The 8,432-nt window shown below is 33.0% G+C and carries 10 protein-coding genes; 8 read left to right on the top strand and 2 right to left on the bottom strand.

The window, feature by feature from the left end; translation table 11 throughout:
• Window positions 1–24: 24 nt before the first annotated feature.
• From ACZYT4_RS13605 to ACZYT4_RS13635, 7 genes are all read left to right on the top strand, one after another.
• Window positions 25–327 (top strand): tyrosine-type recombinase/integrase, encoded by a 303-nt coding sequence (locus tag ACZYT4_RS13605; RefSeq protein WP_463786801.1) that lies wholly within the window; start codon window positions 25–27, stop codon window positions 325–327.
• 285 nt (window positions 328–612) lie between these two features.
• Window positions 613–1,467 (top strand): DUF7309 domain-containing protein, encoded by an 855-nt coding sequence (locus ACZYT4_RS13610; protein WP_463786804.1) that lies wholly within the window; start codon window positions 613–615, stop codon window positions 1,465–1,467.
• Window positions 1,468–1,555: 88 nt separating this feature from the next.
• A complete protein-coding gene (locus tag ACZYT4_RS13615) occupies window positions 1,556–3,157 on the top strand; it encodes an ABC-F family ATP-binding cassette domain-containing protein (protein WP_463786785.1) in 1,602 nt (533 codons plus the stop codon).
• 56 nt (window positions 3,158–3,213) lie between these two features.
• Window positions 3,214–4,089, top strand: coding sequence for a MurR/RpiR family transcriptional regulator (locus ACZYT4_RS13620; protein WP_463786787.1), 876 nt, complete (start codon window positions 3,214–3,216; stop codon window positions 4,087–4,089).
• A gap of 120 nt (window positions 4,090–4,209) precedes the next feature.
• Window positions 4,210–5,628 (top strand): family 1 glycosylhydrolase, encoded by a 1,419-nt coding sequence (locus ACZYT4_RS13625; RefSeq protein ID WP_463786790.1) that lies wholly within the window; start codon window positions 4,210–4,212, stop codon window positions 5,626–5,628.
• A 1-nt stretch (window position 5,629) separates the two neighbouring features.
• A complete protein-coding gene (locus ACZYT4_RS13630) occupies window positions 5,630–6,274 on the top strand; it encodes a hypothetical protein (protein WP_463786792.1) in 645 nt (214 codons plus the stop codon).
• Between the two features lie 71 nt (window positions 6,275–6,345).
• Window positions 6,346–6,603, top strand: coding sequence for a heavy metal-binding domain-containing protein (locus ACZYT4_RS13635; RefSeq protein WP_463786795.1), 258 nt, complete (start codon window positions 6,346–6,348; stop codon window positions 6,601–6,603).
• Window positions 6,604–6,710: 107 nt separating this feature from the next.
• On the opposite strand, the gene ACZYT4_RS13640 is transcribed toward ACZYT4_RS13635, so the two are convergent.
• Window positions 6,711–7,217: a flavin reductase family protein gene (locus ACZYT4_RS13640; RefSeq protein ID WP_463786797.1), complete on the bottom strand. Its 507-nt coding sequence runs from the start codon at window positions 7,215–7,217 to the stop codon at window positions 6,711–6,713.
• Window positions 7,218–7,304: 87 nt separating this feature from the next.
• On the opposite strand from ACZYT4_RS13640, the gene ACZYT4_RS13645 reads away from it, so the two are divergent.
• Window positions 7,305–8,219 (top strand): alpha/beta hydrolase, encoded by a 915-nt coding sequence (locus tag ACZYT4_RS13645; protein WP_463786807.1) that lies wholly within the window; start codon window positions 7,305–7,307, stop codon window positions 8,217–8,219.
• A 20-nt stretch (window positions 8,220–8,239) separates the two neighbouring features.
• Here ACZYT4_RS13645 and ACZYT4_RS13650 read toward each other — a convergent pair.
• A partial coding sequence (locus ACZYT4_RS13650) for a hypothetical protein (protein WP_463786799.1) occupies window positions 8,240–8,432 on the bottom strand: 193 nt, incomplete at its 5' end.

The raw sequence follows: 8,432 nt of genomic DNA on the forward strand, positions 1-8,432 counted from the left end.
ATATAATCGATATATTTCAAATATATCTACCAACATTTATCTAGGGTTAGATTTTATGGAAAAAATGCAAAGGAAAGAGTCATCTTTTTAGGAGAAGACGTTTATCAAGCATTAAAAGAGTATCAGGAAGCTTTTTATGATCAAATGATGCAACAAGACTATTTCTTTATTAACAATCAATATCATCGTTTAACAGAACAGTCTGTTCGTTATATGATCAAGAAATATAGTGAAGGTTTTCATATCACTCCACATATGTTTAGACATACCTTTGCGACCATGCTTTTAGAACAGGATGTAGATATTACTTATATTCAAAAAATATGAGGACATAGTTCCATTACCACAACAAGTATCTATGCTTATGCATCTTTACAAAGACAAAGAGAAATTATGATGTATAAAAATCCAAGACAATTAATTAAATAATGATTTCTTTTTGATGTGGTTTCAGATAATATAAAGATAAGGAATGAGAAAATGGAAAAATATGAACTTTGGCAACAATTATATACATATGTTGATGAATGGGTCCAATTAAAACCTTGGGAAGCTTTATGGAGTGAAGATTATGTGGCTTTAAAAATAGGTGATTAAACATATTATTGTACCATCATGGGAAAATTAGGAGATTGTATTGGTTTATCTATATATGAAGGAGAAGAAGGTTATGCAGATTTGTGTAGTGTTTCTCATGAATATATGGATTTGTCAGTGACTCAATATGTCATGTTTGATCAAAACTGTTTAACATTTTATATGGGAAATCGTGAAGAGGTTCCAAAAGGACAAAAAGACATCATCAAAAAATTAGGATTAAAATATAGAGGGAAAGGACAGTGGCCTTATTTTCTATCCTTTGCGCCAAGATTTTATCCTTATGAAATCAATGACCAACAAGCAAAGATTTTTGTACAAGTCTTTCAGCATTTGATTCCACTTATGAAAGCTTATATGAATCATGAAGTTAATGTGGACTTTGATAATGGTGAAATACTTTATGCATATGAAGATCATGGTTGGAAATATGAAGCGATGCAAAGATTAGAAGATATTGATAAATTCTATGTTGTAGAGTTGGAAGATCAGGAGTATCTGCATTATTTAAAACAGTTACCATTGTCTCAAAATCAGTATATTATTGATATGACTTATTTAACTGGTGGTTTTGTGGATGAAGGATATGATCGACCAGTCAGCTCGCTTGTCATCCTCATTTTGGATGTTGCTTCTCAACAAATTATCAAAGCGAATATATTGAGACCTGAAGATGATGAAATTTCAGAATGTATCAAAATGTTTTGTGAAATTATGGAAGACTATGGAAAACCAACGGATATTTTTATAAGAAATCCAAGGGTTTATAGTTCATTAGTTTCTATTTGTGATGAATGTCAGATTGATGTTCATGTGGCATCACTACCAATGATGGATGATATTATTGATGACATGAACAATATGATGTAAAAATTGTATCTTTTTCTTTATACTCTTTCATTGCAAAAATGATTCTATCATGTATAATAGAATGGATTTGTAAAAAAGGAGAAATTTTATGATAGCAACACAAAATGTATCTTTAAGATATGGCGATCGTGCCTTGTTTGAAAATGTTTCTATTCAGTTTACTGAGGGAAACTGTTATGGAATTATTGGTGCTAATGGAGCTGGAAAGTCTACATTTTTAAAAATCTTATCTGGTGAAATTGAACCCAATAAAGGAGAAGTCATTATCACACCAGGTCAGAGACTTTCCGTATTGAAGCAGGATCACTTTGCCTATGATGATCAGGAAGTCATTAAGACTGTTTTAATGGGTAATAAACGTTTATATGAAATCATGCTTCGTAAAGAAGAACTCTATGCTAAACCTGACTTTAATGATGAGGATGGTATAGAACTTGCTGATTTAGAAGGTGAGTTCATGGAAATGGATGGTTGGAATGCTGAAACAGATGCCGAAATTCTTTTGAATGGTTTAGGTGTGACAGGTGAATATCATCATTTATTGATGAAAGAATTAGGGGATCAGCAAAAGGTGAAAGTGTTGTTGGCACAGGCTTTATTTGGCAATCCTGATATTCTTTTATTGGACGAACCAACAAACCATTTGGATTTAAAAAGTGTAACATGGTTAGAAAATTTCTTATTAAACTTTCCTAATACAGTGATTGTTGTATCACATGATAGACATTTCTTAAATAAAGTGTGTACACATATTGCTGATATCGATTACAGTAAGATTCAACTTTATGTTGGAAACTATGATTTCTGGTATGAATATTCACAGATGATGTTAAAACAGGCAAAGGAAATCAATAAGAAAGCAGAAGCGAAGAAAAAAGAACTTGAAGAATTCATTGCCCGTTTTAGTGCCAATGCTTCTAAGGCGAAACAGGCGACATCACGTAAAAAGTTGTTAGATAATTTAGAAATGGTTGATATCAAACCGTCATTAAGAAGATATCCTTTTATTGGTTTTACTCCTGAAAGAGAAGTGGGAAATATTGTTTTGACAGTGGAAGATTTAAGTTATGAATACAATGGAGAAAAGATTCTTAATCATGTTTCTTTCTCATTATCAGCAAAAGATAAGGTAGCATTCCTGTCTGATCATGAACTAGCTGTTACAAGTTTCTTTAAAATCATTATGGGTGAAATTACAGATTATACAGGAACATTCCAATGGGGTGTCACAACTTCAAGATCTTATTTTCCAAAGGATAATAATGAATATTTTGATCATTGTGAATTAACTCTGGTTGACTGGTTAAGACAATATGCTGATGAAGATGCCTATGAACAGGACTTAAGAGGTTGGCTGGGAAGAGTTTTATTTTCTGGTGAAGAAGCTTTGAAAAAAGCTAATGTTCTTTCAGGAGGAGAAAAAGTCAGATGTATGTTAGCTAAAATGATGATGGAAAATGCCAATGTTTTAATTTTAGATGAACCAACAAACCATTTGGATTTGGAATCTATACAGGCACTCAATGAAGGATTGATGCGTTTTAAGGAAAATATCTTATTTGCTTCACATGACCATCAGTTTGTTCAGACTATTGCCAATAGAATTATTGAACTGACACCACAAGGATGTATTGATCGCTTATCAACATTTGATGAGTATTTAGAATATAAGGATAGCATCAACAAATAAGTTGATGCTGTTTTTATATAGTGGACATGTTAAAATAAAAGGAAGGAGTGAGCGCTATGATTAAACAAAAAATTGAAAAGATGACTTTTTCCTCGGGGCAGCAGGCAGCATTAGATTATATTCTTCAAATGGAATATCAGATTGAACATATGAGTGTTCATGATATTGCGAAAGCTTCATACACATCAGCTTCAACGGTTGTCCGTTTAGCACAGAAATTGGGATATCAAGGTTTTGAAGAGTTTAAACATGAATTTCTAAAAGAATTGACATATCAGGATAGCCATTTTCAAGATATCAATCCTAATTTTCCTTTCCAACAAAATGATTCAATTCAAAATATTGCTGGAAAAATAACCCAATTATCTAAAGAAGCCATGGACGATACTTTATCACTGATAACTCATGATACTTTACAAAAAGCCCTGCAAATCTTAAAGAAAGCACAAGTGATCCATCTTTCGGCTATATCCTATCCCTTATTGTTAGGGCAGATGTTTCAGTTGAATATGAATCGTTTAGGAAAGATGGTGAATATTCCCTTAGTTATGGGTGAAGAATTATTTACTCTTTCAACAATGAAAAAAGAAGATTGCCTTTTGTTGATTTCTTATTCGGGACAAATTGAAAATATGATCAAGCTGGCACAAAGTGCCAAGGCAAAAGGGATTCCCATCATTGTGATTACAAGTTTAGGAGATAATCAGTTAAAACAATATAGTGATGTTGTTTTATATATATCGACAAGAGAAAAACTTTATTCTAAGATTGGTGGTTTTGTGAATGAGAATAGTATTAAGTTGATCTTAGATATTTTATATTCATGTTATTTTCAAATGGATTATGAGGAAAATATACACAGGCGTATTGATATTTCTAAACAATCAGAACATAATCGTTTTGCGACATATGAAGTAATGAAGGAAGAATGAAACAAGATTTCATTTTTTTCTTTTTATATGTAGAAAAAAACGGTTCAACAAACCAATGATCATAGAACCTCTATCTTTTCTTTGGGAAAACTTTTATATTGAAGAAAAGGAGGAAGAAGGATGAGAGAAGACTTTTTATGGGGTGGTGCTTGTGCTGCCAATCAATATGAAGGTGGTTATAATGAGGGAGGTAAAGGATTAAGTATTAATGATGTGGAAATGGGTGCCAGTCATGGACATGAAAGAGAAATTCATTCATATGTTCATGAAGGTGTCTATTATCCAAGTCATCAGGCAACAGATTTTTACCATCATTACAAAGAAGATATTGCTTTATTTGCAAAAATGGGATTCAAGTGTTTAAGAATGTCGATTTCCTGGGCTAGAATTTTTCCCAATGGTGATGATGTAGAGCCTAATGAAGCAGGATTAAAGTTTTATGAATCGGTTTTGAATGAACTTCGTCACTATGGTATTGAACCGATTATTACTTTACATCATTTTGAAATGCCTTTAGCGTTAGTAAAAAAATATGGAGGCTGGCGTAATCGAAAGCTAGTAGATTTGTTTGTCAGATATGCCTGTGTCGTTATGAAAAGATATCAGCATTTGGTGAAGTATTGGATTACATTTAATGAAATCAATTCCTTGTTTATCGCCAAAACACCATGGCATCAGGCAGGAATCATTTATCAGGAAGATGAAAATCGAACGGATGTGATGTTTCAGGCAGCTCATTACCAGCTGCTGGCAAGTGCCAAGACAATTATTGAAGGAAGAAAAATATGTTCCGATTTTCATTTTGGCAATATGATTTTATATAATTGTTGTTACGCTCAGACGTGTCATCCACAAGACCAGTTATTGTTGCATGAGCGCCTTTTACCTATTTATTACTTTTCTGATGTACAAATCAGAGGAAAATATACCAATACATGTACAGCCTATCAAAAGATAATGAATGCTCATTTTGATATAGAAGCAGGAGATGAAGAAATTTTAAAAAATGGTGTTGTTGATTTTTATAGTTTTAGTTATTATTCGTCTTTGGTTGAAGGTCAAAATGTTGAAAAAAGTGCTAATGGTAATCTTTTGGATGGTGGTATGAATCCTTATCTTGAAACAACCGATTGGGGATGGCAGATTGATCCATTAGGTTTAAGAATATCATTGAATTTGATTTATGATCGTTATCAGATTCCCTTATTCATTTCAGAAAATGGGTTGGGAGCTATTGATCACTTTGAAAATGGAACAGTCAATGATGACTATCGTATTGATTATTTAAAGCAACATATTCAGGCTATGAAAGATGCGATTGAAAAAGATGATATTGATTGTTTTGGATATACAATGTGGGCACCAGTGGATATTGTGTCAGCTGGAACAGGAGAAATGAAAAAAAGATATGGTCTTATTTATGTGGATTTAAATGATTTTGGTCAAGGAAGTGGGAAAAGATATAAAAAGAAGTCATTTGAGTGGTATAAGCAAGTGATTCAAACCCGTGGTGAGAATTTGTCTTGGAAGGAGGAATAAAATGTTACATTATTTACCAGGTTGTGATGTGAGAAAAAATCATCCTCAAGCCATCGCTAAAATAGAACAATATATGTTAAAAAAAGGTGCAGTTATTGAACAATGTTGTCGTACCAAACAACAATTGTTGAAGGAAGGGGATACAATTGTCCATAATTGTACTATGTGTCAATTGATATTGGATGAAGTTTACCCAAATAATCAATGTCTGAGTTTATATGAGTATATTCTTAACGATCAAGCGTTTCCTTTTGTCAATCATCACCAACAAGCCATCATTATACAGGATTGCTGGCGTATGAAGAATCATCAAAATTTTCAAAAAGCCATCAGAGAGTGTCTAAAGCAAATGAATTTTCATATAATTGAAATGCCAGATTGTTTCGAAAAAACACGTTTCTGTGGAGTTTGGCGTTATAATGCTTTATCGCCAGACTGTATAGAATTGGCACCACAAACTTTCCAGGCGATTCAAAAAGATATTCATCTGCTTCCACAAGAGAAACAAACAGAAAAGATGAAACAATGGGTTCAAAGATATCATCACCAGAAAGTCGTTGTCTATTGTAATGGATGTGAAAAAGGTATTCGTTTGGGGCAAGGAGAATGTTGGCATATGGTGGAACTGCTGGCACAAGGCTTATAATATTTCATCATATTATTTTTGAAGACGTCTTCTGTTTTCATGGTATAATGGAATCAGGAGGAATGATTTTTATGATTACAACAACTTTATCTTCTTATCCTGGTAAGAAAATTGTGAAAGACTTGGGAATTGTTTTTGCTTATGATGATGCTGTTCGTCCAACCAGATTAGCAATGAATATGGAAAAATATCTGGAAACGGCATTAAAGCGTTTAAGTGAAAAAGCACAGGAAAAAGGAGCCAATGCCGTTTTGGGTATTTGTTTTGATTTGAGAGATACATTAAAGCCCATGTTGATGGGAACTGCTGTTGTTTTAGAGGATGAATGAAAAATGATGCGAAGGCATCATTTTTTGAATACTTTTTGAAATCACGTAAACAATAAATAATGATGTTTCTAAATGAAAAAAAACATCATATAAATAAAGAAAAGGGTTTATGCCTTTTGGACATAAACACCTTTGATTTTCGCAATGTAAACTGTGTGATAATCTTGGTCAGGATACCATTTTTCATTTAAGGATGAATCAATAAAGTTTTCTGGTTTGATCAGATCTTCATAAATCTTTTCAACAATAAAAACCAGTCTTGCTTCTTCGAAAGTAGGAACACCATCAAGATATGTGACATGAAAATCAACATCTTTGATTTTATCTGTATCTCTACCTGAGACACTTCCTAAAACAGAAAGTTCTTTTTTGTGATCATCAAAAAATGATAAAGAAAAGCATGACTGCTGATCAACAAATTGTTTTGTATAGCGTTGAGGACGAATATAAGCATGAACAACATCTTGTCCCCATAAAACACCGACACCACCCCAGGAAGCTGTCATTGTATTGACTTTTTGATCATCTCCAGCTGTAATAAGCATCCAATGTTTACCAATATCATTCCAGGCATTCATCTGTAAATCCTGGATATTTATTTTTTGAAATGACATATTGAAATCCTCCTTTTCATGATTATAACACACTATATGCAAAAAAGAAAAAAAGAATAATGAGGTGATGATGGAAAAGTGAAAAAAATGATAAAAATCATTCTTGTGATTTTGTTAGTCGTTTTTTTGTTTATAATAGGAATCACTTTGTATATCGGTAATTATCTCTATGATTATACTTTAAATCCAGCTTCTTCTCATTCGCTGTTTGAAAATATCAATACACAAAAAGAACAGACAGAGTCATATCAATGGTTAGACCAGCATAGTGTTCATGTGTCCATTCAAAGTTATGATGATCTTTTTTTACATGCTTATTATGTTGAACAGGACAATCCTATCTATGTCATTATGGTTCATGGTTATCGCAGTGATGGGGCGAGTATCATTTCTCCTATTCAACATTTTTATCAGGAAGGTTATAATTTGTTAATACCTGATTTGAGAGGACATGGACAAAGTGAAGGTGATTATATTGGGATGGGCTGGGATGATCGTTTGGATATTATGGGCTGGATTGACTATATTTTATCGAAAAATCAGCAGGCACAGATTATTTTATACGGTGTTTCTATGGGTGGTGCGACTGTGATGAATGTGGCAGGAGAGAATTTGCCAACGCAAGTCAAAGCTGTCATAGAGGATTGTGGATATACCAGTGTCTGGGATGTCTTTCAAACACATTTTCCTATGTCAAAATGGCAAAGTGAAATCGCCTTGAATATGGCAAGCATTGTGACGAAAATCAGAGCTGGATATAATCTCAAAGATGTTCAGCCGATACAGCAGGTTCAAAAAAGTCATGTGCCGATTCTTTTTATTCATGGTAGTGATGATGATTTTGTCCCCTGTGAAATGGTTAATGAACTATATGATCAAGCTAACTGTCCTAAAGAGAAATTGATTATCCAAGGTGCCAGCCATGCCTGCAGCTGTTCAGTCGATCCTCAAACCTACTATCAGAAAATCTTTCAATTTATTCAACGTTATACAAAAAGATAGATGTCTAAAATGACATCTATCTATGCTATACTTGAACGCATTTGATTTTTTAATTCATATAAGATGTGACGAACCTCTTCGATATCTTCAATAATATCATAGATTTTTTGTCTTTGTTCAGTAGAAATACCCTCATCTTTTGAGAATTCCAGAAGTTTTTCTAACACCTGATATGTGTATTCATTTGCCTGATTCAGTTGATCCATTGTTTTC

The organism is Massilimicrobiota sp. mt181 (assembly GCF_055420065.1).

Excerpts from the sequence above, each read along its gene's own strand:
- ACZYT4_RS13615 (WP_463786785.1), top strand. The coding sequence starts at position 1,556 with ATGATAGCAACACAAAATGTATCTTTAAGATATGGCGATCGTGCCTTG.
- ACZYT4_RS13620 (WP_463786787.1), top strand. The coding sequence starts at position 3,214 with ATGATTAAACAAAAAATTGAAAAGATGACTTTTTCCTCGGGGCAGCAG.
- ACZYT4_RS13625 (WP_463786790.1), top strand. The coding sequence starts at position 4,210 with ATGAGAGAAGACTTTTTATGGGGTGGTGCTTGTGCTGCCAATCAATAT.
- ACZYT4_RS13630 (WP_463786792.1), top strand. The coding sequence starts at position 5,630 with ATGTTACATTATTTACCAGGTTGTGATGTGAGAAAAAATCATCCTCAA.
- ACZYT4_RS13635 (WP_463786795.1), top strand. The coding sequence starts at position 6,346 with ATGATTACAACAACTTTATCTTCTTATCCTGGTAAGAAAATTGTGAAA.
- ACZYT4_RS13640 (WP_463786797.1), bottom strand. The coding sequence starts at position 7,217 with ATGTCATTTCAAAAAATAAATATCCAGGATTTACAGATGAATGCCTGG.
- ACZYT4_RS13645 (WP_463786807.1), top strand. The coding sequence starts at position 7,305 with ATGATAAAAATCATTCTTGTGATTTTGTTAGTCGTTTTTTTGTTTATA.